The sequence below is a fragment of the Methylobacterium sp. WL6 genome, from assembly GCF_008040095.1.
In the GTDB taxonomy this organism is placed as follows: domain Bacteria; phylum Pseudomonadota; class Alphaproteobacteria; order Rhizobiales; family Beijerinckiaceae; genus Methylobacterium.
The window spans coordinates 1-977 of the sequence record NZ_VRVH01000604.1 but is presented as its reverse complement, the minus strand read 5'-3'; the positions used below and the strand labels follow the sequence as shown (position 1 = coordinate 977).

Annotated in this window: 2 protein-coding genes; both read left to right on the top strand. The window is 72.7% G+C overall.

Annotated features, from left to right (window positions below; all coding sequences use genetic code 11):
* The coding region (locus FV230_RS28690; RefSeq protein ID WP_147844774.1) for a LuxR C-terminal-related transcriptional regulator at nucleotides 1-257 on the top strand (257 nt) is incomplete at its 5' end.
* Nucleotides 258-546: 289 nt separating this feature from the next.
* Nucleotides 547-927, top strand: coding sequence for a hypothetical protein (locus FV230_RS28685; protein WP_147844773.1), 381 nt, complete (start codon nucleotides 547-549; stop codon nucleotides 925-927).
* Nucleotides 928-977: the final 50 nt, after the last annotated feature.

The window sequence follows — 977 nt, the reverse complement described above, 5'->3', positions numbered from 1 at the left end:
CCCGCGGCGCCGCGCGGAAGGCCCCGCTCGCCGAGCGCATCGCCCGCCTCACCCCGCAGCAGATGCGGGTGCTGCTGATGATCCGCCAGGGCAAGCTCAACAAGCAGATCGCCCACGCGCTCCAGGTCGGCGACTCGACCGTGAAGGCCCACGTCTCCGAGATCCTGCGCAAGCTGGAGGTGATCAGCCGGACGCAGATCGTGATCGACACCGCGTCGCTCGACTTCGACCGCCCGCAGGACGGCCATGCCCGCTGAGCGCGCGCGGTCTTCGCACCACACGCGATCTTGAGATCCGGCGGTTTCCTGCCGATCCGAGCGATCTTTGCAGCCTATGATAGCAACGGCCTGGCCCGGTCTTAACATGCGTCAACCGGACCGGCACGATCGACTGGTGCTTCGCCGGCGGAGCCCGGTCCTGTAGGCTCCCGACCCCGGTGCGACCTTTGCGACGACGCTCGGATCGCGCGGCTGATCCGCCGGTTGCCCTGCCGGATCGACGCCCCATCTTCCCCGTCGAGGGCGGCGTCAGCGAACAGGATCGACCGTGACCGTTTTTCGAACCATCCGTTTCCGCGGGCTCGCCCTCGCGGGCGCCCTCGCCGTGGCGCTGCCCGCCCTGGTCCACGCGCAGGAGATGCCGCGGATCGACGGCGCCCACAACGCCCTGCTGATCCACGGCAACTTCTGCGGCCCGGGCAACCGCGGGCCGGGGCACCCGCCGGTGGACGCCCTCGACCTCGCCTGCGCCCACCACGACGCCTGCACGCCGGACCGCGCCTCGGGCCGGCTGCCGCACTGCGCCTGCAACGACCGCCTGCGCGAGGAGGCCGGCCTCGTCGCCCACGATCCGCGCACGCCGCAGACCGTCCGCGACACCGCGCAGTTCATCGCCGACGGCGCCGACCTGCTGCCCTGCGACGACTGATCCGGCCCGACGCCGCCTCGGCCCGGCGGCCGCCCCCGCCGGGCCGAGGC